The sequence below is a fragment of the Streptomyces sp. NBC_00443 genome (genome assembly GCF_036014175.1).
Lineage (GTDB): Bacteria > Actinomycetota > Actinomycetes > Streptomycetales > Streptomycetaceae > Streptomyces.
In genome coordinates this window covers 351,090-375,092 of the sequence record NZ_CP107917.1, presented here as the reverse complement: position 1 = coordinate 375,092, position 24,003 = coordinate 351,090, and the positions used below count along the sequence as shown (strand labels likewise).

The window sequence follows — 24,003 nt, the reverse complement described above, 5'->3', positions numbered from 1 at the left end:
GGCAGGCCGGGACCGGCACCCCTCCCCACACCTCGGCCGTGGAGCACATCAATGCACGTTCACCACGGCGCGCGACGCAACGACGCCGCGCGCGTCACGCTGCTCACCGAAGGCACCTACCCGCACAGTCACGGCGGTGTGAGCGTCTGGTGCGACCAGCTCGTCACCGGCATGCCCGACATCGAGTTCGACGTCATCGCCGTCACCGGCACCGGACGGGAGCCGATCGTGTGGGACCTCCCCGGCCATGTCCGCGGCGTCCTGTCCGTTCCCATGTGGGGTTCCGCTCCGCAGGGCCGTCCACCGCGCGGCCGGTCCCGCAGGCGGCTCGCCGCCGCGTACGAGCGGTTCCTGACCGCACTCGTCGACCCCGCCGCCGAGGACGGCTTCGCACCCGCCCTGCACGCCATGGCGCGGGCGGCGGCGAGCGGCGAGCTCAGCCCCTTCCTGCGGGGTGACACGGCGATCTCGATCCTGACCGCCGTGTGGACACGTCCCGGGCTGGCTGTGCGCGAGGCACGGCCGACCCTGCACGACGCGCTCACCGCCACCGCGCTGCTCGAACACGCGCTGCGCCCGCTGGCCGCGCCGTCGCCGCAGGACGGCGTCGCACACGCCGTCAGCGGAGGCGTCGCCGTCCTGCCGGGGCTCGCCGCCCGCGAGCGGCACGGGGTCCCGCTGCTGCTCACCGAGCACGGGGTCTACCTGCGCGAGCGCTACCTCGGATACCGCACCGCGCCGTACCGCTGGCCCGTCAAGGCGGTGATCCTCGGCTTCTTCCGGCTGCTGGCGGAGGAGAGTTACCGACAGGCGGCCCTGATCACCCCCGGCAATCGCTACAACCGGCTGTGGGAGGAGCAGGGCGGCGCCGACCCGGAGTCGATCCGCACCGTCTACAACGGCGTCGATCCCGCCGCGTTCCCGCCGGCCGGTCCGGAGCCGGAGGCCCTCACGCTGAGCTGGGCCGGACGGGTCGACCCGATCAAGGACCTGGAGACCCTGATCCGCGCCTTCGCCCTCGTCCGGGACCGACTGCCGGACGCCCGCCTGCGGTTGTTCGGGGGCACGCCCCGGGGCGGAGAGGCATACCGTGAGCGCTGCGAGGCCCTGGCCGCCGAGTTGGGGCATGGCGACGCGGTGACCTTCGAGGGCCGCGTCGACGACATCAAGGACGCCTACGCGGCCGGGAACGTGGTGATGCTGTCCAGCATCAGCGAGGGCTTCCCGTTCACGCTGATCGAGGCCATGTCGTGCGGCCGGGCGACCGTCTCCACCGACGTCGGCGGGGTACGCGAGGCCGTCGGTGACACCGGCCTCGTGGTGCCCCCGCGCGACCCGGCCGCCATGGCCGCCGCCGCGCTGGAACTGCTGGACGATCCCGTCCGGCGCCGGGCGATGGGCGAGGCGGCGCGGCTGCGGGTGATCGAGCAGTTCACCCTGCGGCAGACCATCGACACGTTCCGCGCCATCTACCACGAACTGGCGGCAGGGAAAGCGGAGTTGCCCGCCAGAGTCGTGCTGCCCGCTCCGGCGGTCACCGGCACGAGGAGCCTCACCGGATGAGCGGACCGATATCCCTCGAACCCGGCGACGCGGGGCAGGACACCCTCGCCCTGCGGCTGGCGGAACCCCGCCCGCCGCGCCGCCGCCCACGCTGGGCCCTGGACGACGCCACACTCGCGATACGGCTGCCCGGCCACGGTCCCGACGAGGAGGCGGTCAGCACACTCGCCGCCGAACTCGCCGACGCCATAGGGCCCGCCGTGCATCCCTACGAGGTGGCGGCCCTGCTGGAGGCGGAGGGCCTGTCCGCGTCGCTGATCAAGGAGCGATACGGCCACCCCAACCTCTTCTCCCTCGCGACCGCGCTGTACGAGAGGGTGCCCCGGACGTTCCCCGAGCCCCCACCCGCGGCCGACCCGTGGCGCCCCGACACACTGCGCTGCCTGCTGCGCGGCGTGCTCTTCGCGCTCCCCGCCCTGGCCTACCTGCTCATCGCGCCGCTGTGGCCGATCGACCGGCACGCCCCGGTCCTGATCGTCGCGGGCATCGCCTCGTGGGCGTGGGGGCAGGCACTGGGCCATCGCGCGCACCTCAGGCTGGTGACCGGACGCCGGGAGGCGTCAGGCACGTTACTGACCGGGTCCGCGCTGGGCGCCGCGGTGGCGACGGCCCTCGCCGCCTTGCCCGCCGATGGCGCGTCGGCCATCGGAGTGGCGGCGGCCCAGTCGCTGTACCTCGCCGGAGCGAGCGTGCTGCTGGTCCTGGGCCGCGAGCGAGTGCTGCTGGCCGCGCTCAGCCCGCTCATTGCGGGGGCCGCGGTTCTCCCGGGGTGGGAGCCCGGACCGCTGCTCCGGGTCGGGCTGCCTCTCCTCGCCCTGCTGGCCACGACGGTGGCCGCCGGACGAGTCCTGTGGGCGGGGCGCGCCGGCCCGGCCGCTTCCGACGCCGGGCGGCCGCGACTTCGCGCATCCGTGCCGTACGGCCTGTTCGGACTCGCCGCGGCGGTGCTCGTCATGCTGGAGGGCCGGCGGCAGCCGTACGCGGTGATCGCGCTGACCCTCAGCATGGGCCCCGCCGAGTGGCTGCTGTACCGCTACCGCGGCTGGTCGGTCGCCGCGCTACGCGTCAGCGCGACACCCGGCACGTTCCTGCTGCGCTCGGCCGCCGTGCTCGGACTGTGCCTGTCCGGCTATCTGCTGTTGCTGCTGCCGGCGGCCCTGCTCACCGACTCCGAGGCCTCTCTGCTCCTGCTCGCGGCGGCCCTGTGGACCGCCCTGCTCCTGCAGGCGTTCGGGGTGGCCTGGCCGCCCGCCGTTCTCTGCCTGGCCGCCGCCGGAGCGGCCGGAGCGGTGCCCCTGCTGCACCTGCCACCGGGACCGGCCGCACTGCCGGCGGCCTGCGGGGTGGCCGCCGTCTGTCTCGCGGCCTGCGCGATACGCCTGCTCGGCCGGCCCTCCCCGCACGCCTGACCACGCGCACCACCCCTGGCACACCACGGACCCGCATCCCGTCCACGCCGGGTCTCCCGTCCGACGACCACTACGAAGGGACACAGAGTTGACCTCCGCACCGCTCGCCGCCGTCACCGGAGCCGAAGGATTCATCGGCTCGCATCTCACCGAGGCGCTCGTCGCCTCCGGCCACCGCGTGAGGGCCATGGCCCAGTACAACTCCTTCTCCTCCTACGGCTGGCTGGAAACCCTGCCCGCCGATGTCCTCGACCAGGTGGAGATCGTCCTCGGCGACGTACGAGATCCCGGCTCGGTACGCGGCCTGCTCGACGGCGCCGACTGCGCCTACCACTTGGCCGCGCTCATCGCGATCCCGTACTCCTACCAGGCCCCGCACAGCTACGTGGACACCAACGTCACCGGCACGCTCAACGTGCTGGAGGCGGTGCGCACCCTTCGGACGCCGCGCCTGGTGCACACCTCGACCAGCGAGACGTACGGCACCGCGCAGACCGTGCCGATCACCGAGGACCACCCCATCAACACACAGTCCCCGTACGCCGCTTCGAAGGCGGGCGGTGACCGGCTGGCCGACAGCTACCACGCCAGTTTCGGCACCCCCGTGGTGACGCTGCGGCCCTTCAACACCTTCGGCCCGCGGCAGTCGATGCGCGCGGTGATCCCCACCGTCATCGGCCAGGTGGCGGCCGGACAGCGCACCATCACGCTCGGAGACCTGCGTCCCACCCGGGACTTCACCTTCGCCGAGGACACCGCGCGGGCGTTCCTCGCGGTGGGCACCGCGCCGGCCGAGCAGGTCGTCGGCCGCACCTTCAACGCCGGGACCGGCGGCGAGATCTCCGTCGGCGACCTCGTCGCGCTGATCGGCAAGGTCATGGACGCCCCCTCGACGTCCGCGAGGACGCCGAACGCCTGCGGCCCGCGGCCTCCGAGGTGATGCGGCTCGTCGCCGACGCGACCCGGCTGACCGCCGCGACCGGCTGGCAGCCCGGCCACACGCTGGAGGAAGGGCTCGCGCGAACCGCCCGGTGGTTCGTCGATCCGGCCAACCTGGCCCGCTACAAGACCGGCATCTACAACATCTGACCCGCCCGGCACGTACCCGCAGGAGGTATGTCATGCACGCAGTCATCCTGGCCGGAGGAAAGGGCGTCCGGCTGCGGCCGTACACCACCGCGCTGCCCAAGCCGCTCGTCCCCATCGGCGACCAGCACGCTATCCTGGAGATAGTGCTGCGCCAGCTGTCCACGGCCGGCTTCACCCGCTGCACCATCGCCATCGGTCACCTGGGCGAGATCATCCGTGCCTACGTGGGTGACGGGACCCAGTGGGGCCTGAGCGTCGACTACGCCACCGAGGAGAGCCCCCTCGGCACCATGGGCCCCCTGCTCACCCTGCGCGACCGTCTGCCGGAGAACTTCCTGGTCATGAACGGCGATGTGCTCACCGACCTCGACTACGCCGATGTGCTGCGCAGGCACGAGGCGTCCGGCACGCCCCTGACCATCGCCACCTACGCCCGCAAGGTGCACATCGACTTCGGGGTGCTGACCACCGACGCCAGCCGGGTCGTCGCCTTCACCGAGAAGCCCAGCATCGACTACCGGGTGTCCATGGGCGTCTACGGCGTCTCCCGGGCCACCCTCGACGGCTACACCCCCGGGCTTCCGCTCGGCTTCGACGAGCTGGTGATGGACCTGCTGGCGGCCGAACGCCCGCCGCACGCCTACGAGTTCGACGGCTACTGGCTCGACATCGGCCGTCCCGACGACTACGACCGGGCCAACGCGGAGTTCACCAGCCGCAAGTCGATGCTGCTCAAGGGGGCCTGAGGAACCATGCACATCCTCGTACTCGGCGCCACCGGCTACCTCGGCACGCACATCGCCGAGCACCTGCGCGCCCTGCCGGACGCGCAGGTCCTCGTCGGCGGCCGCTCGCACGCCGCCGACGTCAGGGTGGACCTGGCCGCCGACCGTCCGCAGGACCTGGCAGCGGTGGTGGCCGAGGTCGCGCCCGACGCCGTCGTCAACTGCGCGGGCGCGACCGGGGCGACGCCGTCACCCTCGCCGAGGTGAACGCCCGTGGCCCGGCCGTGCTGTGCGCGGCACTGCGGGACGCGGCGCCCGCGGCCCGCCTGGTCCATCTGGGCTCGGCAGCCGAGTACGGACCCACCGAAGCCGGAGCGCGGGTGACGGAGTCGGCGGCGACCCGGCCGGCCGGCCCGTACGGCGCCACCAAGCTGGCCGGCACGGTGGCGGTGACCGCGTCCGGGCTGGACGCGGTGGTGCTACGGGTGGGGAACCCGGTCGGCCCGGGGGCCCCGCCCGCCGGACTGCCCGGCCGCGTCGCCGCTCTGCTCGCGGGTGCCGGGGACGACCCGGCAGCCACGCTGCGGCTCGGTGACCTCTCCGCATACCGTGACTTCGTGGACGTACGGGATGTGGCGCGGGCGGCCCAACTGGCGGTCACCGCCGCAGGACCGCTGCCGCCGGTGCTCAACATCGGCGGCGGTGCCGCCCGCCCGGTGCGGGACCTGGTGCGGGGGCTGGCGGACGCGGCCCTTTTCCGCGGCCGGATCGACGAGGCGGGGTCCGGCGCATCGGTCCGCTCCGCGCAGGTGTCGTGGCAGTGCTCGGACATCACCGCCGCCCGTGACGCCCTGGGCTGGTCGCCGTCCCACACCCTCGACGCGTCCCTGGCGGCACTGTGGGCGGCCGTCCGCCCACGGGCCCGCAGCGCCGAAGGGGCACCGGCGCGGTGAGTCTGCTGATTCCGCTGTACGTGCATCCGGCCGAGGACCCGGGCGCCTGGCACCGGCTCATCACGCGCGCCGCGCGCACCTACGCCGTCGTACTGAACCCGGCGAACGGCCCCGGCCGGGTCCCCGATCCGGCGTTCACCAAGGCGGCCGAGGCACTGCGCGCGGCGGGCGCCCGCCTGCTCGGCTACCTCGACACGGACTACGGAGCCCGCGAACACGCCGAGATCACCGCGGATCTGCGCCGGCATCAGGAGTGGTACGGCGTCGACGGCTGCTTCCTGGACCAGGTGCCGGCAGCCCCGGACGCACTGCCGGACTGCCGCCGTCTGGTCCGCTCCGCCCGCCGTCTCGGGGCCTCGACCGTCGTCCTCAACCCCGGCGTCCATCCCGCGCCCGGCTACGCCCGGCTCGCCGACCTGACGGTCACCTTCGAGGGCCCCTGGTCGAGGTACGTGTCGGACTTCAGCCGCCCCTCGTGGACCGAGCGGCTGCCCTCCGACCGGTTGTGCCACCTCGTCTACGGCGTGCCCGAACCGCTCGTGCCGCTCGCCATGAGGACCGCGCAGGAGCGGGGCGCGGGCGTGTGCGGGCCGGTCACGGGAGAACCCCCGAATCCCTGGTCCGGGCTGACCCCGGCGCTGACCGAGGCGGACAGGTGAGGCGGGACGTCCCGGCCGTCGTGGCCGGCCCTGTCGACCCTGGCTGATCCGGCCGTGCCCCTGGTCATGCCGCGTCGGCCGTGAGCCGGCCGATGACCCTGATGACCTGCCGTCGGGTGGCCAGGCGGCGGGCGAGGAAGGCCATCACCCGGTTCATGCGGCCTGCGATGACGCTGGGCGGCGGGTTCCTGCGGTCCAGGGTGGCGAGCGTGGTGCGGACGACGTCGACGGGGGAGGCGAGCCGCGTCCCTCCGGCGGCCTGCGTGCTGCCCGCGACGTCGAAGAACTCGGTCCGGGTGGCGCCGGGGGACAGGGCCAGCACCCGCAGACCCGTGCCGCGCGACTCCTCCCACCACGCCTCGGTGAGGCTCAGTACGAACGCCTTCGTCGCCCCGTAGAGCGCCATCCGCGGGTTGGGCTGGTAGGCGGCCATGCTCGCCACGTTGACGAGTACCCCGCGCCCCGCCGTACGCAGCTGCTCGATGAAGGCGTGGCTGATGTCGGCCACCGCGGTCACGTCGACGGCGATCTCCCGGCGCATCCGTTGCGGATCCGTCCGGTGGAAGGGGCCGAAGGTGGCGAACCCGGCGTTGTTGATCAGGCTGGTGACGCGCAGGCCGAGCCGCTCGACGTGCGCGGCCAGCGCTTGCCCCGGGTTGGCCATGGCCAGGTCCATCGGGACCACGTGGACCTGGATCCGGTGACCTGCGCGCAGCTCGGCCGCCAGCTTCTCCAGACGTTCTTTGCGGCGGATTCGAGGTCGTCCTGACCGCCAACCACACCCCGGAGCGAGTGCTGGAGCTGTCCCGACTCATCTTCGATACTCCTCGCTGCACGCTCGCTACATCGAGAAGCGGCTGCGCTGGCAGGCCGAGCTCGTCCCGGTCGTCCAGGCCCGGCTGGGCGCCGCGTCCGGCCCCGGCCCGGACCCCGACCCGCGTGCCCAGGCGATCGTCGCGACGGTCTTCGCCTGTGTCGACACCGCGACCGAGCTCTGGGCCAGGCACGACGGACGACCCGACCTGGCCGACCCGTACGACGAGTGCCTAGCGGCCGTGCGGGGTGGCCGCGACTGACCCGCGACCGGCACCCCTACGGCCAGGACGCGATCCGGGGTCCGACAGCTGCCAGTGGACGCGGATCGCACCGCGGGTGGTCGGTCAGATGCCGAACGGTGCGGCGTAGCGGACCGTTCCGCCGGGCAGCGGGTGGGCGGCGTCCAACGTGAGCGCCATCAGGGCCTCGTCGGGCACGTCGATGGTCAGGCCGATGCCGTGGGCGGAGGCCCGCTCGAAGCCGAACCGGGGGTAGTACGTCGGGTGCCCCAGGACGACGACGTAGTGCTCGCCCTTTTCCTTGGCCGCTGCGAGAGCGGCGCGGATGACCGCGGAGCCGGCGCCGCTGCTTTGCTGCTCGGGCCGCACGGCGCACGGGGCCAGGCACAGGGCTGGGACCTCGCCGATGTGGCAGCGGGTCAGCAGGGCGTAGCCGACGGGGCGGCCGTCGTCGTCCGTGGCGACCAGGGACAGGCCCTCCATCCAGGCGGGGTCGGCGCGCAGTGCGTCGACGAGGTCGGCCTCCAGGGGAGTCTCGAACGCGGCCAGGTTGATGTCGCGTACGGCGGGGATGTCGGCGCCGGTCTCAGCGCGCGTGATCCAGTTGCGCATGATGGATGATGATCCGTTTCCGAGTGGTGTTCGTGCAGGCACCCCGCGAGCTCACGCTCCCAGCGAGGGCGGACAGGATGGCGTCAGGCCACGGCCCGGGACGTGAGGGAGACCCGGACACTGCGCATGGTGGCCACGAGCGCGGTCATCGACCCCACCTCCCTGTCTCTGACTTCACGTGTTGACACGAACAGCCGTCAGCATACAGAGGGCGCCTGCGTGAGGTGCCGTGCCGTCGGATTCACTCCTCCCGGCACACCGTACGAGGGTCGGCCCCTTGCGGCCCGGCGGTGCGGAGAGCGGCTGTTCGCTGCCCGCGGGCCGCCCGCATACGGTCGCCGAGCGCACCTTGTGGTCGCGGTAGGTCACCCGCACGATCTTGTAGCCGTGCCCCCGCTGGTCGGCGTACGGCTGACTGCCCGCGAAACTGACCGTGCCGACCGGCAGGTTCGGGTTGGGGCGCCAGCGCAGGTCGGCCCAGGTCTCCGGAGCGGTCTGCGGGGCGTCGCCGTTCTTGGAGGCCCGGTACAGCACCGCGGTGGCGCTGTAGGCCAGGACCGACTGACCGCTGGAGAACAGTGTGTCGTTCCACGGCCGGGCAGGGTCGGCGAGCGCGGTCGCCGGTGTGCCCGCCGGGAGCAGCTCGCTGAGCACGCGGTGGGAGTCCTGGTAGAAGCCGGTCGCGCCGACGAGGTCCATCGGCGCCAGCGCGAAGTGGTAGAGGGTGACCTCCGGTGGGATGCGCAGACTCTCGCCCTCGTCGTAGTTGCTCTTGGTCAGGTCGTCGCCGGTGAACACCGTCATGTGCCGGCCGGAGCAGCCCGGCGTGGAGCCGAGTTGGGACATCAGGTTGGGCACGTCCTCCACCCGGCCCGCGAAGTACAGGGCCCGGGGCACGGGGTCACTGGCGCAGATCGCCTCGACCGGGTCGGTGAGTTCCGGTTCGCCGTTGGGGCTGAGCCGGTAGGACCGGGAGGGGAGCAGGGTGAAGCCGGCCTGGTCCAGCATGCCCTTGCCCACTCTGGCCTGCTCGGTCGTGTAGAAGTCCTTCTCGCTGCCGACCTTGCGGGCCAGGACCACGGCCCGGCCGCCGTCCTCGCGCCGGGCGAGTTGTCCGGCGACGACGAGCATCGCGTCCGCCTCCTCCTCGTCGGTGGCGGCCAGACCGAACCAGTTCGACAGCTTGCGCGCCAGGTGGCTCCCGGAGTTGGTGGTGCTCACCACGGGCAGGCCCGCGCCCTTGAGGATCTCCGCGGCGTCATCGCTCTCCGTGGTGTCCCGTCCCAGGCCGACGACGCCGACGACCGACCGGTCGCGCCGGGCCAGCTCGGCTATGTGCCGGGCCATGGGCAGCACCTGGAGCATGTTCTCGCCGCCGTTGGCCAGCAGAACCCTTATCTTCGTGGGCTGGTGGGTGCTGACGTTGGCGTACCTCTGGTACAGGTAGACGCCCGTGATCTCCTCGAGTCCCTTGCGGGTGCCGGACTCGTCCGCCGCGGTCACCGGGCCGGCGTAGACGATCGTCACGTACTTGTCCTTCGGGCCGATCCTCGCGTTCTCGGCCCGGATCGCCTGCTCGACGGCGTCGAAGGTGATGCCCTTGCCGGCGCCGTACAGTTCCAGCGCGTTGCCCGCGGCCAGCCGTACGTCCCCGGTCGCGACCCCCACGCACTCGCCGCCCACCAGGACGGAGTCCGTGTTGGAGCCGACCAGCCGGCCCTCGCAGTAGCGCTGGGCCATCCACCGGTTGCCCAGGAAGCCGAGGCAGAGGCCGATGGCGAGGACCACCGCCAGGCAGGGCCTGGACCACAGCAGCCAGGCCGCCGTACGGCGGATCCTGGTGGTGGAGTGCTGCGTGGAGTGCCGGCGGACCAACTCGTCGGCCGACAGCGGTATCCGCAGGATCCACGGCAGCGCGGCCGCGCGCCCGGGGACTGGCCGACGTTGAGACCGGTCACCCACTCCTGGTACCTGGCGTCCGCTCCGTAGGCGCGCTCCGGATCCTCCCCTGCCGACCCACCCGCAGACGGTGCGGCGGGCAGCACGCCGGTCTCCCCGGTGCGCGGCCCGGGCTCCTCGGATCCCGGCGGACGCAACCGCTCGGCCGCCGGGATCGCGGCCAGTACCAGCAGCGGATCCACTTCGCTGCGGCGGCTGCGTACGTTGCTGATCGCGCGCAGCAACAGCAGGCCGCCGTCGTCCTCGGTGGCGCACGGCAGGTACACCACGGGCGGGACGGTGCGCTTACGGCGCCGCAGGTCAAGCGTCCGCGGCCGGAAGTTCTCGCGGAGGTCCTCCAGCAACGCCAGCACCCGCAGCTCCAAATGGAACTGACGTGCTGTCATGTCACCGGTCTCGGCGGCGACGATCTGCTGGGCCGCGGCGAAGGCACGGCCGCGGATGGTCTCCCAGGACTTCGTCGGCCGCCACCGCGACCACTCGGCGGCGGCCGGGCGGTCGCTCGAAGGCGCCAGGAACGTCGTGGTCGCGAACCACCGGCTGGCTCGGCGCAGCCACAGCAGCGGCGGCGCGCTGCGCGCCAGCAGGTGTGCCACGCCGAAGGCCGCCAATGCCAGGGCACCGCCCCACACAGCCGTCTGCCAACCGCCTTCGCCCAACAGCACGCTCAGGCAGGCGATGAACATCGCCCCCACGAAACCGGACGGGTTCACCACGGCGCCGACGGTGTCCGTCAGCGCCGAGGCGCGGTTCGCCTCGTCGGCGCCGTCCGGGTCGCGCCCAGGCCGCCAGCGCAGTTCGGCCAGGCGTCGCATCAGCCGTTCGCGGCGTTGCGCGGCGGACCACACCGTGCTGACCTCACCGCCGACCTCCGGCGCGGCCTGCTCGATGGCCCGCAGCAGCCGTGAGCGCGGAAACGTGAACGGCTTGTACTGCGACTGGTTCTGGTTGTCCCAAGGGTGCTCGCACAGCTGGCGCACCATGTCGATCGCCGAGGAGTAGGCGTCCACGCCGCCTGAGCCGTCCAGCCGTTTGGCGATCAGCCCCCGCGGCTGATGGCCCTGGCGGACGAAGTCCACGACCTGTTCGACCCGCCGGTCGAGGGTGCCGCTGTCGTCCTCCTCGGTGGCCTGCAGCACCACCAGCGGCGTCACCGGCGGGTTGTCCCGGAAGTTGTCGATGAGTCGCCTCATCAACTCGAACACGGCGTCGGCCGCCTCGATCCCGGCGCTGCCGCTCCACACCTCTCTGCCCACTCGCTCCGCCCCCGTCGCATCCGCCCGACCCGGCACTCCCGGATCCGATGGAGATACCCACGCCCAAACACCCTGCACCGTACGGACGTTGCGAATTCTCACGACTCGTCACGAGCGGGTGTGCGAGCCGATCAAGGTCAGCCGGTCGGATCGAGAAGGATCTTGCGGACCCCGTCCGAGCGGTCGGCGAAGAGTTCGTACGCGGCAGGGCCCTGGGAGAGGGGGAAACGGTGCGACACCACGACCTCCGGCTTGATCCGGCCGGCCTGGGCCAGTGCGATCAGGGTCGGAAGTTCGTAGTGGATCGAGCACAGCCCGATGGCGAACTCGAGTTCCTTGATCTGCGCCAGTCCCATGTGGAAGGGGAAAGCCTTGCTGTGGCTGACTCCGATGACACTGACGCGGCCGGCCTGCCGGACCGCCTTGAGGGCGAGCTCGATGGTGGCGTCCGAGCCCACGGCCTCCACCACCGCGTCCGGGCCACGCCCACCGGTCATCTCCCGTACGGCGGCCTTCGTGTCCTCGCCCTCGACCGGCTCGACGCCCAGGGACGTGGCGAACGCGCGTCGCTCCGCGACCAGGTCCGCACCGAGCACACGCGCGGCGCCCATCGAGAAGGCGGACTGCGCGGCCATCAGGCCGACCGGGCCCAGACCGATGACCAGGACGGTCTCGCCGGGCTGGATCCGGGCGCGACGGCAGCCGTACCAGGCGGTCGGAGCGTTGTCCGTCAGGACGACGGCGGCCTCGTCGGAGATGCCCTCGGGCAGGTGCACCAGGTTGATGTCGGCATGGGGCACCGCGAGCGCCTCGGCCTGGCTGCCGGGGAGCTGTGGGCTCACGCCGTAGCAGAGCTCCGTACTGGACTTTGCGTTCTCGCACCGGGCGGTGAACCCGGCCGCGCAGGCCCGGCACCGGGTGCAGCCGGCCGAGGCGGGAACCAGGACCCGGTCGCCGGGCTTGAAGCGGGTGACCTGGTCGCCGGTGTCGACGACCACGCCGACACACTCATGTCCCGGTGTGTAGCCCAGTTCCGGGCTGAACGGGTTGCCGTGGTAGATGTGCAGGTCGCTGCCGCAGATGCCGGCCGTCGTCACCTGGACGACCGCGTGCGTGGGGCTCGTGACGGCCGGATCGGGGACGTCCCCGTAACGGATGTCGTGACGGCCGTGGTAGGTAAGTGCCTTCATCGGATCGCTCCTCCCCCGGCCCGGTCAGTCCGCGATCTTCAGCACGAGCTTGCCCCGGTTCTCACCGCGGAACAGGCGCATCAGCGTGTCGGGGAACGCCGCCACGTCACCGGACACCACGTCCTCGAGCGACTTCAGCCTGCCTTCCTTCCGCCACGTGGCCATCTGAGTGATTCCCTCGGCGTATCGGTCGGCGTAGTCGAAGACCACCATGCCCGTCATGGTGGCCCGGTTGACCAGCAGCGACAGGTAGTTCGCGGGCCCTTGCGGCTTGACGCTGTTGTACTGGGAGATCGCGCCGCAGACGACGACGCGTGCGCCGCGTGCGAGCCGCAGCAGTACGGCGTCCAGGACGTCGCCGCCGACGTTGTCGAAGTACACGTCGACGCCGTCGGGGGCGTGGGTGCGCAGCGCCTTGCGAATGTCCTCGTTCTGGTAGTCGATCGCGGCGTCGAACCCGAACTCGTCGACCAGCAGCCGGCATTTGGCCTCGCCGCCGGCGATGCCGATGACCCGGCAGCCCATGATCTTGGCGATCTGACCGACGACGCTGCCGACCGCTCCCGCCGCACCGGAGACGACGACCGTCTGGCCCTGCTCCGGACGCCCGATGTCGATCAGTCCGAAGTAGGCCGTCAGCCCCGACATGCCGAGGGTGCCGAGATACGTCGGCAAGGGGGCCGCCGCCGGATCGACCTTGATCACATCTCGGCCGTCCGACAGGCAGTACTCCTGCACGCCGAACGACCCCGACACGTGGTCGCCGACCGCGAAGCCGGAGTGCCGTGAGGCGATCACGCGTCCCACCGCACCGGCGCGCATGACCTCACCGATCTCCACCGGGCGGATGTAGGACCTGCCCGCGTTCATCCAGCCGCGCATCGCCGGGTCGATCGACAGACAGAGCACCTGCACCAGGAACTCGCCGTCGCCCGGTTGTCCGACCGGCTCCTCCACGTGCTCCCAGTCGGTGGACCGCGGCTCGCCCACGGGACGCGCGGCCAGGCGCACCTGGTGGTTGGTTCGGCTCATGTTCGGCGACTCCTCAGTCCTCGCGGTGACCTGTCGAGCTGCATACCATCCGGTCGGTATGGCCCGTGAGCGTACGGTGCCGATGCGCGTGAGGCAAGGGATGCTGTGCCCGGGACGTGGACCGGCTTCAGCACAAACCTGAAATCCGAGGTCGGACGAACGGGTTCGGTGGGCATTCGGTCAGGGAACAGCCGTACGACAAGGAGGGGCGACGCCATGGGAACCGCCGTCCACGTGCCGCAGACCCGGGACATGATCGGGGAGGAACTCTCCGGAGACGAGGCGTTCGCCGCTCTGCGCCACTACGGGGGGCTGCGGCTGCTGGCCGACTCCTTCGCACGGTTCCGTTACGCGGACGGGTTCACCAACGCCCGGGCGCTGGCCTTCCAGGTGGTGCTGGGGCTGGTTCCCTGCGCCGTGGCGCTTGTCGGCCTGGCGACATCGGTGCACACCGAGGGCGTGGGCCGGGTCGTCGAGCTCACGCTCGGCCGGATCGTGCCGGGCGCGAGCGCGGAGATCGTCGAGGATGCCTTCGACGGGACGCGGCGCACCGCGCACGGCGACGCCTGGAGCACGCTCGCCCTGTGGCTCGGTCTGGGCTTCGCACTGCTGAACCTCGCCTCCGCCATGGGCCAGATCGAGCGCGGCGCCAACCGTATCTACGGCATCGAGCGCGACCGTCCCTTCCCGCGCAAATACGCGCGGGCGACAGTCCTCGCGATCGCCGCCGGTCTGCCCCTGGTACTGGGGTTCGTGGTGCTCGTCGCCGGCGAGGCCGTGGGCGACGCGGTGGCGGACACCGCCGGCTGGGCGGACAGCGGGCCGCAATGGTGGGGTGTGCTCGACATCCCGCTGGGGCTCGCGCTGGCCTGGGCGGCCTCCGCCGTGATCTTCCGTTGGTCGCCGCGGCGCGTCCAGCCCGGCTACACATGGCTGGCCTTCGGCTCGGCCGTGCACCTGTTGCTGTGGGTGTCGGCCACCTGGTTGCTCGCGCTGTACGTCAAGGAGAGCGGCGCCTTCGGTGCCGTGTACGGCCCTCTCACCGCCTTCATCGCCCTGCTGCTGTGGGCCAACCTCACCGCCGTCGCACTCTTCCTCGGCATCGCGTTCGCGGCCCAGCTGGAAGCGGCCCGCGCCGGCATCGAATCAGCCGTCCGGCCGGACCCGGGTCCGGGCGGGTGAGGCCGGCGGGCCGGCCGTTCCCCCGCACGAGGGGTCCCGGCGGTCCGCAGGTGTAGACCTTTCCAGGCGGGGCACTTGGAGTTCTGCTCGCGCTGCTCTGTGTCGATGACTCGCGTGAGCCATGTATGCAGCCTGTTCCTCGCGGCGGCGTCGGCCGCCAGGCGAGCTGTGCTTGGAGAGAGGAATCGCCATGCTCCTTCCGGCTGAGAAGGAACTGCGTGTCGCGCTGGCCCGGTTCGCCGAGGCGCGCATCGCCCACGACGTGCTTCCCACCGGTGGCACCAGCCGCGCTCTCGAAGACGCCACGTACACGCTCTGCGTGATCACCGACGCCCGCACCGCCGAGGACGCTCTGTCCGCAGCGGACACACTGCTGCAGAGGTACCGCGCCGACCGTGAGGGCCCCACGCGAGAGGACAAGACGCTGGCGGCGTAGGAGGCCGGACAGACCTCTGCCCGGAGGGTACGGGCCGGAAGGTCTCCCAACCGAAGGGAGCCCTTGGCAGATCGGCCGGGACGCCGACGGCGACATGCTGATCCTGCGCCGCGGCACCGAACTTCGTCATATCCGGCCACTCGCCCGGCCCGTGGGGGGAGGGGCCGCTGGGCGGGTGACTCAGGACTGCTCCGAGTGGAGTCCACGAGGGGTGGACGTCTGCCCGTGCGCTCAGGCCGGCGTACGCCGTGCCCGCCCGCGCCTGTGGTGGCGGGCGGCGCCACGCGGCGCCGTCGACGTCGGTGCGGCAGGGACGTCGGAGAAACGAGAGCACATGGCCGAATGACGGCGCGGCTGGGCGACTTGAATCGGGACATCACGGAACTCCATTCGGGGCTGTGGAACCGCAGAGCGGGGAGCGAGTGGACGACCCTCGCTCCGCCACGACCGATCCTGCTCAACACCCGCCCCGCACACGTCAGTCAGCGGTCGTGACGTCGTTCCGCCGTGCGGATGAGCCCGCTGGTCGAGCGATACCTCTTACGACGTACGCGACCATGAGCGCGCCTAGGACAAGTGAGGAGGGGTGCGGGCGAGGAGTCAGGGCTGCCGCCGACCGTCGGGAGCCGATCGAGGCTACTGCGGCCAGGGCCGGGCGTGTGTGCTGGCCGCGCCGATCGCCGCTCTCGCCGCTCGTTCCACGAGCGAGATCCCGCTTTCCATCGTCGGGTTGCCGTCGCTGAGGACCGACACGAGATACCGGTGACCGTGGACCCTGACCTGGCCGACACTGTTGATGACCCACAGGTCGGTCGTGTTGCGCCGCAGCCAGCCGTTCTTGAGGGCCCATCGGGAGCCGGGGGAGCGGGCGGCGGACACCCCCCAGTCCTGGTCGTCCGCGATGCCGTCCATCAGGTGCCCGATGGCGGCGCGGGACGCCTGGGTCAGCCCCCTGGGAGGGGACGGAGCCCACCGGCCGTCGGCGAAGACCGCCCGCAACAGCTTGACCTGGTCCGTTGCGGTGGTCTGGGTGAGGCCCCAGCTGATGCCGGGGCCGCTCCGTGTCGAGGAGAGCCCCAGCCGCTCGTTCGCTGCATGGAGTCCTTCGTCCTTGCCGATCGCCCGCCACAGGGCGTTCGCCGCCGCGTTGTCGCTCGTGCGGATCATCTCCTCGGCGTATGTGCGCTCGGTGGACGTGAGCTCGCGGCCCTCGTCCTGTGCCTGGAGCAGCAGTGTCGCGAGGATGTTCACCTTGCTGATGCTCGCCGTGTCGAACGTCGCCTCCTCGCCGTACGACGTGATCCGCTGGTAGGCGCTGTCCAGGTCGAGCACGGCCACCGCCAACCGCGTGTCGCCGTCCGGCAGGACCGGCCGGAGCGCACGCGCGAGAGTGGCACGCAGGTGTTCGCGCGGGTGCGCAGCCGGTCCGCGGGCGGGCGCGCCCGCCCGCGCGGAGGGCGACTGCGCCTCGTGGGCGTGGGGCGTGCCGGGGGCGGAGCAGGCCGCGAGCGACGCCACGACTGCGGTGGCGGCGCAGGCGGCGCAGACCCTGAGCGTGTGCGCGAGGAGGTAGTGCGTCGGGTGCGTCCGGTTTGGCTGTCCGTCGGGCATGGCAGGGCAGGCCTCGGCGTTCCTGTCGGGGGAGCGGAGAACAATCAGAAAATATGACAAACCGGATGCAATGGTGGTGATTGGCGTCGGGACCGGCGTGTCATGTCACTCGTCAGTCGCCGGCGGGCCCCGCCCCGGGTCCCTGAGTCGCGACTTCGGCTATTGCCTTCGCTTTCATCTATTGCAACGAGGCGTTGCGTTCGGCGGCAACGTCATTGCTTCAATTTATCGCTGTCTACCTGGTGTTACGCACTCATGTGGATTGACGCGATTGTGAATGCAACGTAGCTTTCGAGCAACGTAAAACACGGAGTATCGCGAGATGAGGAATGGACATGAGCGAGTCCCTCCACACCGTCACGACGCTGCCGACGGCGCGTCGGTCCGGCTGCCCCTTCGACCCGCCGGCAGAGCTGCTCGACGCCCGTCGGCACGGCCCCATCAGCCGCTTCACCCACGAGGGCGGAAAACCCGGCTGGCTGATCACCGGCTATGAACTCGTCAGGTCGGTCCTGGCCGACTCGCGGTTCAGCTCGCGCAAAGAGCTCCTGAACGTGGGGGACTTCGAGGTTCCTCCAGCGCCGCCCGGCGAGTTTCTCCTCATGGACGAGCCGCAGCACGGGCGCTATCGCAAGCCGCTGGTGGGCAAGTTCACGGTACGGCGGATGCGACTTCTCACCGAGCGCATCGAGCAGATCACCGCCGACTGCCTGGACGCCATGGAGAAGGCCGGGCCTCCGACCGACCTGGTGAGCGCGTTCGCCAAGCCCATCCCGACCATCGTCATCTGCGAGCTGCTGGGCGTGCCGTATGAGGACCGGGGCTCATTCCAGGAGCAGATCGACACGTTCATGGGAGGGGAGACGAGCGACGAGAAACTGATAGCGGCCTACACCGCAACCCAGGAGTACCTCGCCCACCTGGTGGCCGCCAAGCGCGCGAACCCCACCGACGACGTGCTCAGCGAACTCACCGACAGCGACCTCACCGACGAGGAGCTGAAGGGGATCAGCCTGATCCTGCTGGCCGCCGGATTCGACACCACCGCCAACATGCTGTCCCTCGGCACCTTCGCGCTCCTTCAGAACCCGGCACAGCTGGCCGCGCTGCGCGCCGACCCCGCTCTCACCGACAGGGCCGTGGAGGAACTGCTGCGGTACCTGAGCGTCGCCAAGACGTTCATGAGGACGGCCCTCGAGGACGTCGAGCTGGGCGGCCGGACCATCGAGGCCGGCACGACCGTCGTCCTGTCCTACAACACCGCCAACCGCGACCCCGAACGCTTCACCGACCCCCACGCACTCGACCTCCAACGGCCGGACACGGCCGGGCACCTGGCCTTCAGCCACGGGATCCACCAGTGCCTGGGCCAGCAACTGGCCCGCGTCGAGATGCGGGTCGCCTTCCGCGCGCTGATCGACCGGTTCCCCACGCTGCGTCTGGCCGTACCGGCTGAAGAAGTCGGCCTGCGCCCGGAGACCGCCGACATCTACGGAGTGAAGAGCCTCCCCGTCACCTGGGACAAGGAGGGGTCATGAAGACGACGCACCTGCACGTCGACCGCGAGCGGTGCATCGGCGCCGGGATGTGCGCCCTGACCGCCCCCGAGGTCTTCGACCAGGATCCGGACGACGGCCGCGTGCTCCTGCTCCACGCGGAGCCTCTCATCGCACAACGCGCCGCCGCACAGATGGCCGCCGGAGTCTGCCCCTCCGGGGCGATCACCCTCCGCGAGCCGGGATCCGGCGGCCCCTGAGGTCCGGGCCACCTCATGCCGTGCCTCGTTCTCTCTTCTCGGTCAGCAGTTGCGGATCGACCAGACCGGCTCCCAGTCCACGTCGGGTGAGTCGGTGCTGACCGGGAAGGTCTGGATCACGTTGCCGTTCTGGCCGTGGATCGTCGCCTGGGCGTTGTCGGTCTGGCTGTTCATGACCTCGCCCGTGCCGTGCCAGTTCGACAGGTAGTAGCGGCTGCACTCGTACAGGAAGAAGACCCGCCACTGGTTGGCGGTGGGGTCCCAGACGCCGGCGCAGAAGTTGCCCGTGTCGCAGGTGACGTGATCGCCGGAGGGCACCAGCTGCGAGGGGGCGGCCGGTGAGATCGTCGGGGAGACGGCGGACGTGGCGGAGGACGCAGCCTGGGCCGAGCCGGTGGCGAAGACGGAGGCAAGCACCAGGGTCATGGTGCCGACCGCGCCGAGAAGGGATCGCTGGGGACGCATGGGTTCGGTTGCTCCTGTGGGTGTCGAACGGTGGGCTGTCGGGGACTGACAGAGGTGGTGCGCACAGGAACGTAGAGGGCCGCCGGCCCCAACGGTCCCTGACAGATGTCAGGGGCCCCGCACCGCGTCCCTGCGTGACACGACTGCCCCGTCTCACCGCCCCCTCCGATGAGGCACGTTCGGGCCCGCGCGCCCGGGCTCACCTCACGGGTGTGAACTCGGGCAGGGTGAGGGCCGAATGGGCCGGTCGTCCCTCCGTGAGGGGCATGGCGCTGAGGTTGCGCAGCACGTCGTTGCGCTGCTCCAAAGCCAGAGCGGTGGTCGGGAAGAGTGCGGCGTCCCCCTCGCCGACCAGCTCCTGGTTCACGGTCACGAACTCACGGGTGTGGTGTTCGTAGGCGGCGAAGCCCGCGGCGTGGTCCCGGTCGGCCAGGGCACCGGCGAGCATGTACGCACCGACGAGCGCGAGACTGGAGCCCTGCCCCGTGAGGAACGAGGGCGCGTACGCGGCGTCGCCCACCAGCGCGACCCTGCCGCTGGACCAGCGGGGCATGCGGATCTGGCTGACCCCGTCGAAGAACAGGTCATCCGCATGGTGCATGGCGGCAAGCATGCCCGGGACCTCCCAGCCCGCGTCAGCGAAGACCGCAGCGACCAGGTCCCGTTGGGCTTCAGTGTTACGGAACGCGTCGAACGGCGGTTCCTCGTGGGCGAAGTTCAGGAAGGCGTGCACCTCGTCGTTGTCCCCCACGGCGTAGAGCACCGCGGCCCTGCCCGGGGTGTTCCACAGCACGGCCTCGTGGGAGAGCCCGAAGGTGTTGCGCATGGTGAATCCGGCGAAGCAGTAGCCGAGGTAACGGTGGAACTGCTCTTCGGGGCCGAACACGAACTCGCGGGTACGTGAGTGCAGACCGTCTGCACCGAACACCATGTCGAACGTACGCCTGCCGCCCCCGCGGAAGGTGACATCGACCCCGTGGCCGGACTGGTCGAGGGTTTCGATGGAGTCGTTGAACAAGAACTCCACGTCGTCACGGACCGCCGCATGGAGAGCGTCGGTCAGATCCCCGCGCCGCACCTCCAGGTCCCGTCCCGCGACACCGCCCGTGACGGTGTGCGGGTTGACCGAGGCCACCTCGCTGCCGTCCCCGTGCAGGAAGGTCAGCCGGCGCAGGTCGATGTGCGCGTCCCGCAGTTGCGGCAGGATTCCCATCCTCCGGACGACTTCAAGTGCGGTGCCGCGTACGTCGATGGGGTACCCACCGCCACGAAGCGTGCCTGCCTTCTCGACCACCGTCACGGCGAATCCGTAGCGGTTCAGCCAGAACGCGAGGGTTGGCCCCGCGATACTGGCGCCGGATATCAGGACCTTGCGCCTCGGCGTCGTACAGATGTCCGTCGGCTCCCTCGGCTCCGTCGACTCCCTCGGCAGGTCAGTGCGCGTCATTCCTTGACTCCTTTGTTCATGGTCCGCACGACAAGCAGGCACAGCGCCGTGACGGCGCCGGCCATGACGAAGCCGGTGACGAAGGCCGATTCGGCCGGGACATCCGACCCGGAAGGGGTCCCGGCGGTGAGGATCGCACCACTGACCTGCACCCCCACGGCGTAACCGAGCACGCGCGTCACCAGCACCAGGCTGGTGGCGATGCCGGTGTCGCCTTGATCGACGGTCGTGGCGGTGCTGGTCACCAGCGCCGTGACGCACAGGCCGTTGGCGAGCGCGATCATCATCTTGCCGATGACGAGGTGCCAGACCTCGGTATGCACGACTGCCAGGGTGATCAGCCCGGCGGCCATGATGACGATCCCGGCGGTGACCACGGCACGCGAGCCGAAACGCCGCGCCCCGATCCCACCCAGCGGCCCGGCCAGCGACGCGGCCACGGCGCCGGGCAGCAGATAGAAGCCGATCTCGGTGGCGCCGGCTCCGAAGCCGTACTCGTCGGAGGACACCGCGAACAGCTGCGGGACGAGGTGGACCGGCACCGCGGTGCCGACGCAGATCAGGAACGTCAGCACGCACGACTTCCACACCGCAGGCCGCGCCAGCATGCGCAGATCGACCATCGGCGAGGCCGCACGACGCTCAACGGCTATCCATCCGGCCACGAAAGCGGCCAGCACCACGATGAGGGCGCCGAGCACGAGTGGCTGCGCGCCGAGGTCGGGGGCCAGTGCGAGCACGAGCATGAGCGTGACCAGCGTCCCGCTCAAGAGGACCAGGCCGGGCCAGTCGACCCCGACGGCGCCCGACCGGCCGGACCGGCCCGGCAGATCGTGCGGCATCAGCCTGTTCACCAGCAGCGTGGCCCCGATGACCGCGATCGTCGGCAGCGCGAACATCCAGTGTCGGGACAGCCCTTCCGCGACGGGCCCGGCCGACAACGTGCCCGCCATCCCGCCGCCCACGAACAAACCGCTGACCACCCCGATGGCCACCTTCGACTCGCCCGCGGGGAGGTGGTTGCGCACCAGGATGAACGACAGGGGCAGTGCGCCCACCATCGCTCCCTGCAGCACCTGGCCGAGCAGCAGCACGGGCAGGTTCGGTGCCAGGGCGGACACCAGGCCGCCGGCCGAGACCACCGCCATCAGCCTGATCAGGACCCGTTTTCCGCCGTAGCGGTCGCCTAACTTGCCTGCGACCGGTGTGACGAGCGCGCCGGTGATGAGGAGCACGATGCTGAGTAACGCCCCTTCGGCGGGACTCATATCCAGCTCGCGTTGCAGGAGCGGGAGCGTCGGCGTCACCACCGACTCCAAGGCACCGGTGGCGACTGCCAGCAAGCCGAGGGCCCCGACAGCGGCCCTCCCGATGCGGACCGGGGGAGCGAGCGTTGTGGTCATGGACGTCCTTTCCGTCATTGCCGGGCGAATGAGGGGTCGGCCGCACGCGTAGTGCTGCCGGTGTAACCCGGGGAAGTGGCGGCCGAGTTGGCGCCTGCACGGCTGCGCCGGGCGGAGCGGGTGTACGAGTGCGGTCCGCGCCATGAGCCGAGATTACACTACACCGTGCAGTGTAGGACGGTTAAGGTGTACCCATGCCGACCACGAAGACACTGCGCGAGGGGTCCACGCCGAAGCGGGCCGCCATCCTCTCGGCGGCCCAGGAACTGTTCCTCGCCGACGGCTTCGACCGCTCCAGCGTCGACGCGGTCGCCGCCCGGGCGGAGGTGTCCAAGCGGACGGTCTACGACTACTTCGGGGACAAGCAGACGCTGCTGAAAGCGGTCGTCGACGCCGTCGGCCAGTCACTGATCACCACGATCCGGCGCACCCTCGACGACACCCTCACCGACCTCACCGAGGACGGCGAACTCGAGGACGCCCTGGTCGCGTTCTCGATGCGCATCGCGACCGACATGCTCGGCTCGGCGGAGTACACAACGCTGCAACGACTGGTCCGGGCGGAATCCGCCCACCTGCCGCACCGGGGCTACAACTCCATGGCCGACACCCCCGACGAGGCCATTGCCGAGCGATTCGCCGCCCTCGCCGCGGCCGGGCTGCTCGAGGTCCCCGACCCTCGCCTCGCGGCCGACCAGTTCATCGCGCTGACCTTCGGCGTCGCGCTGGACAGACTCGGTTCGGCGAACGCCACGGAGGATGCCCGTGTCCGGCCGCTCATCGTCGAGGGAGTGCGGACGTTTCTCCGGGCATACCGACCCAGGTAGCGCCGGGGCAGCATGAACGGGCAGTGAGCCGGCTGATCACCGGCATCAGTGCGCCCGCGTCCGGGACGCAGGGTATTCGGTAGGGCCCTTCAGTCCACCGGATGCCCGGGCTCGATGGAGAGGGCATCGGAGAGCCGCAGCAGCGCCGGGCCGTCAGCGTTCCCGCCCTCGCTGCACTGCACGGGATCCAGGACGAAGCCGACGTGGTCGCCGGCGTCGATTCTCTGCTCGATGCTCCCGACGAACCACGCGCACGCGTCCTGCAGCACGGCGGCCCCACTGTGCCCCGGGGCCCAAGCCGTACGCGCGAACTTGTCCACCTGGTGACCGGTCTCGCCACCGAACAAGGCAGCGAGCTCCTGCTGCTCCCGGCTCAGCAGGTGTACGGCGAGGAAATCGGCCGCACGGGCCACCTCATACGTTCGGTTCACCTTCGACAGCCACACCACGAACCGCACCGGCCGGATGGAGCACTGCGAGGCGAACCCCACGAGGCAGCCCGCCCGCTCGTCGCCCGCCGTGGCCGTGACGACGTACATGTCGGGGTTGAGCCTGTCGGTGAACGCATCCATGCCCACCATATTCACGCATCCGCCCGCTCCCGCAGGCACATGAAACGGTGGTCCCATAGGGTCACGGTGCCCATACGGCAGTACGGACGGCGCGGCCGGCGTATGTACGAAGCAGGCTTCCCGCGGCCCGGCGGTCCGACGGACGTTTCCGAGCAAGCCGTGGTCAAGCTGCTGCGGCTCACGCGATCGAGGAGCACTGATGTCAGGACAGTTTGAAGCGACGGTCGAGGTCGATCGGCCTGTCGAGGCGGTGTTCGACTACCTCGCCGACGGACGCAACGATCCGCAGTTCAGCCCCCGAGTGCTCGGGATCGAGCGGGTTCCGGACGCCCCGACCGCCGTCGGTACGGTCTTCCGCAGCACGGTCAAGGACGCCGGCATGAAGACGGCCAGGGAGTTCCGCATCACCGACCTCGAAGCCCCGGTGCGCATCCGGTGGGCCGAGGTATCGAAGAACACCGTCACGGCCCGCGAAGGCGGCTACGACCTGGAGTCGCTGGCCGGAGGCAGGACTCGGGTCCGTATCCACAACGTTCTGGAGGGCCACGGCGTTGGCAAGCTCCTGGTAGGCCTCGCGCTCGCCGCCGCCCGCAAGGATGCCGGTGCCTTCGGTAGCCGGATCAAGGCGGCGGCTGAAGCGGCGATTGTCCAGCGCTGACGTCTTTCACACGGTCGGCCGACGGAGTAGCGGGCAGCAGGCCTGTCACAACAGGTGACCGCGCCTGCCCGGAGTTCTGAGCCTCCCGGCGGTGATGGCACAAACTGCCATCACGGCAGAATCTGTCAGTCATCGACTGTTCGC

Annotated in this window: 21 protein-coding genes and 2 pseudogenes; 13 read left to right on the top strand and 10 right to left on the bottom strand. The window is 70.9% G+C overall.

Annotation, left to right across the window (positions count from 1 at the left end):
- The first annotated feature begins 51 nt into the window (after positions 1–51).
- The 6 genes and pseudogenes from pelF to OHO27_RS01740 all read left to right on the top strand — a co-directional run bounded on the left by pelF (position 52) and on the right by OHO27_RS01740 (position 6,398).
- Positions 52–1,563 (top strand): GT4 family glycosyltransferase PelF, encoded by a 1,512-nt coding sequence (gene pelF / locus OHO27_RS01765; protein ID WP_328419595.1) that lies wholly within the window; start codon positions 52–54, stop codon positions 1,561–1,563.
- Positions 1,560–2,972 carry a hypothetical protein gene (locus OHO27_RS01760; RefSeq protein WP_328419593.1) on the top strand — a complete coding sequence of 471 codons (1,413 nt, stop codon included), beginning with the start codon at positions 1,560–1,562 and terminating at the stop codon, positions 2,970–2,972. The genes pelF and OHO27_RS01760 overlap by 4 nt, the downstream gene beginning before the upstream one ends.
- An 88-nt stretch (positions 2,973–3,060) precedes the next feature.
- Positions 3,061–4,061 (top strand): annotated as a pseudogene (locus tag OHO27_RS01755) (GDP-mannose 4,6-dehydratase).
- A gap of 32 nt (positions 4,062–4,093) precedes the next feature.
- Positions 4,094–4,807, top strand: coding sequence for a nucleotidyltransferase family protein (locus OHO27_RS01750; RefSeq protein ID WP_328419592.1), 714 nt, complete (start codon positions 4,094–4,096; stop codon positions 4,805–4,807).
- Positions 4,808–4,813: 6 nt separating this feature from the next.
- Positions 4,814–5,739, top strand: a pseudogene (locus OHO27_RS01745) (NAD-dependent epimerase/dehydratase family protein).
- On the top strand, positions 5,736–6,398 hold the full coding sequence (locus OHO27_RS01740; protein WP_328419591.1) for a spherulation-specific family 4 protein: 663 nt from the start codon (positions 5,736–5,738) through the stop codon (positions 6,396–6,398). The pseudogene OHO27_RS01745 and the gene OHO27_RS01740 overlap by 4 nt, the downstream one beginning before the upstream one ends.
- Positions 6,399–6,462: 64 nt before the next feature.
- Here OHO27_RS01740 and OHO27_RS01735 read toward each other — a convergent pair whose 3' ends face one another.
- A complete protein-coding gene (locus OHO27_RS01735) occupies positions 6,463–7,095 on the bottom strand; it encodes an SDR family NAD(P)-dependent oxidoreductase (protein ID WP_328430319.1) in 633 nt (210 codons plus the stop codon).
- 46 nt (positions 7,096–7,141) lie between these two features.
- Here OHO27_RS01735 and OHO27_RS01730 point away from each other — a divergent pair, with 46 nt between their 5' ends.
- Complete coding sequence (locus tag OHO27_RS01730) at positions 7,142–7,474, top strand: acyl-CoA-like ligand-binding transcription factor (RefSeq protein ID WP_328419589.1); 333 nt, start codon at positions 7,142–7,144, stop codon at positions 7,472–7,474.
- 84 nt (positions 7,475–7,558) lie between these two features.
- Here the strand turns inward: OHO27_RS01730 and OHO27_RS01725 are convergent, their stop codons facing one another.
- The 4 genes from OHO27_RS01725 to OHO27_RS01710 all read right to left on the bottom strand — a co-directional run bounded on the left by OHO27_RS01725 (position 7,559) and on the right by OHO27_RS01710 (position 13,502).
- The gene (locus OHO27_RS01725; RefSeq protein ID WP_328419587.1) at positions 7,559–8,065 is read right to left on the bottom strand and encodes a GNAT family N-acetyltransferase; all 507 of its coding nucleotides are present in this window, start codon (positions 8,063–8,065) and stop codon (positions 7,559–7,561) included.
- Positions 8,066–8,239: 174 nt separating this feature from the next.
- On the bottom strand, positions 8,240–9,940 hold the full coding sequence (locus OHO27_RS43050; protein ID WP_443059504.1) for a hypothetical protein: 1,701 nt from the start codon (positions 9,938–9,940) through the stop codon (positions 8,240–8,242).
- Positions 9,941–11,417: 1,477 nt separating this feature from the next.
- Entirely contained in the window at positions 11,418–12,470 is a 1,053-nt protein-coding gene (locus tag OHO27_RS01715; RefSeq protein ID WP_328419585.1) for an alcohol dehydrogenase catalytic domain-containing protein, read from the bottom strand.
- A gap of 24 nt (positions 12,471–12,494) precedes the next feature.
- Complete coding sequence (locus OHO27_RS01710) at positions 12,495–13,502, bottom strand: NADP-dependent oxidoreductase (RefSeq protein WP_328419583.1); 1,008 nt, start codon at positions 13,500–13,502, stop codon at positions 12,495–12,497.
- Between the two features lie 216 nt (positions 13,503–13,718).
- Here OHO27_RS01710 and OHO27_RS01705 point away from each other — a divergent pair, with 216 nt between their 5' ends.
- Positions 13,719–14,684 (top strand): YihY/virulence factor BrkB family protein, encoded by a 966-nt coding sequence (locus OHO27_RS01705; protein WP_328419581.1) that lies wholly within the window; start codon positions 13,719–13,721, stop codon positions 14,682–14,684.
- A gap of 190 nt (positions 14,685–14,874) precedes the next feature.
- A complete protein-coding gene (locus OHO27_RS01700; RefSeq protein WP_328419579.1) occupies positions 14,875–15,120 on the top strand; it encodes a DUF5133 domain-containing protein in 246 nt (81 codons plus the stop codon).
- A gap of 636 nt (positions 15,121–15,756) precedes the next feature.
- Here OHO27_RS01700 and OHO27_RS01695 read toward each other — a convergent pair.
- Positions 15,757–16,731, bottom strand: coding sequence for a serine hydrolase (locus OHO27_RS01695; RefSeq protein ID WP_328419578.1), 975 nt, complete (start codon positions 16,729–16,731; stop codon positions 15,757–15,759).
- Positions 16,732–17,066: 335 nt separating this feature from the next.
- On the opposite strand from OHO27_RS01695, the gene OHO27_RS01690 reads away from it, so the two are divergent.
- Together OHO27_RS01690 and OHO27_RS01685 are read left to right on the top strand one after the other, a co-directional pair.
- Complete coding sequence (locus OHO27_RS01690; protein WP_328419576.1) at positions 17,067–18,269, top strand: cytochrome P450; 1,203 nt, start codon at positions 17,067–17,069, stop codon at positions 18,267–18,269.
- Complete coding sequence (locus OHO27_RS01685; RefSeq protein WP_328419574.1) at positions 18,266–18,487, top strand: ferredoxin; 222 nt, start codon at positions 18,266–18,268, stop codon at positions 18,485–18,487. Before OHO27_RS01690 ends, OHO27_RS01685 begins: the two co-directional genes overlap by 4 nt.
- A gap of 42 nt (positions 18,488–18,529) precedes the next feature.
- Here the strand turns inward: OHO27_RS01685 and OHO27_RS01680 are convergent, their stop codons facing one another.
- The 3 genes from OHO27_RS01680 to OHO27_RS01670 all read right to left on the bottom strand — a co-directional run bounded on the left by OHO27_RS01680 (position 18,530) and on the right by OHO27_RS01670 (position 21,802).
- Positions 18,530–18,952 (bottom strand): hypothetical protein, encoded by a 423-nt coding sequence (locus OHO27_RS01680; RefSeq protein ID WP_328419572.1) that lies wholly within the window; start codon positions 18,950–18,952, stop codon positions 18,530–18,532.
- A gap of 199 nt (positions 18,953–19,151) precedes the next feature.
- Positions 19,152–20,399 (bottom strand): FAD-dependent monooxygenase, encoded by a 1,248-nt coding sequence (locus OHO27_RS01675; RefSeq protein WP_328419570.1) that lies wholly within the window; start codon positions 20,397–20,399, stop codon positions 19,152–19,154.
- Positions 20,396–21,802: an MFS transporter gene (locus tag OHO27_RS01670; protein WP_328430318.1), complete on the bottom strand. Its 1,407-nt coding sequence runs from the start codon at positions 21,800–21,802 to the stop codon at positions 20,396–20,398. The genes OHO27_RS01675 and OHO27_RS01670 overlap by 4 nt, the downstream gene beginning before the upstream one ends.
- A 194-nt stretch (positions 21,803–21,996) precedes the next feature.
- Here OHO27_RS01670 and OHO27_RS01665 point away from each other — a divergent pair, with 194 nt between their 5' ends.
- On the top strand, positions 21,997–22,629 hold the full coding sequence (locus OHO27_RS01665) for a TetR/AcrR family transcriptional regulator (RefSeq protein ID WP_328419568.1): 633 nt from the start codon (positions 21,997–21,999) through the stop codon (positions 22,627–22,629).
- 89 nt (positions 22,630–22,718) lie between these two features.
- On the opposite strand, the gene OHO27_RS01660 is transcribed toward OHO27_RS01665, so the two are convergent.
- Positions 22,719–23,210: a flavin reductase family protein gene (locus tag OHO27_RS01660; RefSeq protein WP_328419566.1), complete on the bottom strand. Its 492-nt coding sequence runs from the start codon at positions 23,208–23,210 to the stop codon at positions 22,719–22,721.
- A 190-nt stretch (positions 23,211–23,400) separates the two neighbouring features.
- Between OHO27_RS01660 and OHO27_RS01655 the strand changes: the two genes are divergently transcribed.
- On the top strand, positions 23,401–23,859 hold the full coding sequence (locus tag OHO27_RS01655; protein ID WP_328419564.1) for an SRPBCC family protein: 459 nt from the start codon (positions 23,401–23,403) through the stop codon (positions 23,857–23,859).
- Positions 23,860–24,003 lie beyond the last annotated feature (144 nt).

Coding starts and splice junctions, on each gene's coding strand:
- OHO27_RS01680 (WP_328419572.1), bottom strand. CDS start 18,952: ATGCGTCCCCAGCGATCCCTTCTCGGCGCGGTCGGCACCATGACCCTG.
- OHO27_RS01670 (WP_328430318.1), bottom strand. CDS start 21,802: ATGACCACAACGCTCGCTCCCCCGGTCCGCATCGGGAGGGCCGCTGTC.
- OHO27_RS01715 (WP_328419585.1), bottom strand. CDS start 12,470: ATGAAGGCACTTACCTACCACGGCCGTCACGACATCCGTTACGGGGAC.
- OHO27_RS01710 (WP_328419583.1), bottom strand. CDS start 13,502: ATGAGCCGAACCAACCACCAGGTGCGCCTGGCCGCGCGTCCCGTGGGC.
- OHO27_RS01705 (WP_328419581.1), top strand. CDS start 13,719: ATGGGAACCGCCGTCCACGTGCCGCAGACCCGGGACATGATCGGGGAG.
- OHO27_RS01725 (WP_328419587.1), bottom strand. CDS start 8,065: ATGCGCAACTGGATCACGCGCGCTGAGACCGGCGCCGACATCCCCGCC.
- OHO27_RS01690 (WP_328419576.1), top strand. CDS start 17,067: ATGAGCGAGTCCCTCCACACCGTCACGACGCTGCCGACGGCGCGTCGG.
- OHO27_RS01665 (WP_328419568.1), top strand. CDS start 21,997: ATGCCGACCACGAAGACACTGCGCGAGGGGTCCACGCCGAAGCGGGCC.
- OHO27_RS01675 (WP_328419570.1), bottom strand. CDS start 20,399: ATGACGCGCACTGACCTGCCGAGGGAGTCGACGGAGCCGAGGGAGCCG.
- OHO27_RS01685 (WP_328419574.1), top strand. CDS start 18,266: ATGAAGACGACGCACCTGCACGTCGACCGCGAGCGGTGCATCGGCGCC.
- OHO27_RS01655 (WP_328419564.1), top strand. CDS start 23,401: ATGTCAGGACAGTTTGAAGCGACGGTCGAGGTCGATCGGCCTGTCGAG.
- OHO27_RS01700 (WP_328419579.1), top strand. CDS start 14,875: ATGCTCCTTCCGGCTGAGAAGGAACTGCGTGTCGCGCTGGCCCGGTTC.
- OHO27_RS01695 (WP_328419578.1), bottom strand. CDS start 16,731: ATGCCCGACGGACAGCCAAACCGGACGCACCCGACGCACTACCTCCTC.
- OHO27_RS01660 (WP_328419566.1), bottom strand. CDS start 23,210: ATGGTGGGCATGGATGCGTTCACCGACAGGCTCAACCCCGACATGTAC.
- OHO27_RS01750 (WP_328419592.1), top strand. CDS start 4,094: ATGCACGCAGTCATCCTGGCCGGAGGAAAGGGCGTCCGGCTGCGGCCG.
- OHO27_RS01760 (WP_328419593.1), top strand. CDS start 1,560: ATGAGCGGACCGATATCCCTCGAACCCGGCGACGCGGGGCAGGACACC.
- pelF (WP_328419595.1), top strand. CDS start 52: ATGCACGTTCACCACGGCGCGCGACGCAACGACGCCGCGCGCGTCACG.